We start from the raw sequence: 996 nt of genomic DNA, 5'->3' as shown, positions 1-996 counted from the left end.
GTTGAGGCCATCAACTCAAAACCTTCAGGCATCGCAGTAACTTTATCACCGTGGCTCATCCATACATCTAATAAGCGGTTTGCACCTTCAATGTGATCTGCAATATCTTTGAACAAAGCCACGTTCACGATGTGACCATCACCAAGGAAGCACCTAACTATCGTGTTGGCTAGGCTTTAAGTACTTTTTAAGTTTTATTTATATTATGCGGGGCATCTTCTAGTAGAGCCCCGTTTTGTCTTTCTAAGAGGTTGATTTAATCCCATGACAGACCGTCAAGATATTCACGCACAGCGTATTCTAATTTTAGATTTTGGTTCACAGTACACTCAGTTAATCGCACGTCGAGTGCGTGAACTGGGCGTTTTCTCAGAGATTCGTGCCTGGGATATGGACGAAGCCGAGATCCGTGAATACAAGCCGACGGGTATTGTCTTAGCGGGGGGGCCTGAGTCTGTGCCTGAGCCTGGTTCTCCACGTGCACCAGAAGTTGTTTATAGCTTGGGTGTGCCGGTTTTAGGGATCTGTTATGGCATGCAGACTATGGCCGAACAATTAGGCGGCAAGGTTGAAAGCTCTGATGTACGAGAGTTTGGTTATGCCCAGATTAAATCTGAAGGTGATAGTGCTTTGTTCAAAGATATTGCAGATCACATTGAAGGTGCAAACCGCTTATTAGATGTATGGATGAGCCACGGTGATAAAGTTACTGCGATGCCTGAAGGTTTTGAGTTGATGGCCTCAACTGAATCTTGCCCTATTGCTGGTATGTACTGTGCAGAGAAGAATTTCTTTGGTATCCAGTTCCACCCTGAAGTAACGCATACCCTGCAGGGTGAGCGTATTTTAAGTCACTTTGTAAAAGATATTTGTGGTTGTGAATCACTTTGGACGCCAGCAAAGATTATTGAAGATCAGATTGAACGAGTTCGTGCCCAAGTGGGTGATAAGAAGGTCTTGCTAGGTCTATCTGGAGGTGTTGATTCTTCAGTGGTT

1 protein-coding gene is annotated in these 996 nt (G+C 44.7%); it reads left to right on the top strand.

Annotated features, from left to right (window positions below; translation table 11 throughout):
• Positions 1-264 precede the first annotated feature (264 nt).
• On the top strand, positions 265-996 hold a 732-nt coding region (gene guaA, locus A3735_RS06410; protein WP_156499461.1), incomplete at its 3' end, for a glutamine-hydrolyzing GMP synthase.

Source organism: Oleiphilus sp. HI0061, assembly GCF_001635675.1.
The sequence above is the reverse complement of the archived record's forward strand: the minus strand, read 5'-3'. Positions and strand labels throughout refer to the sequence as shown.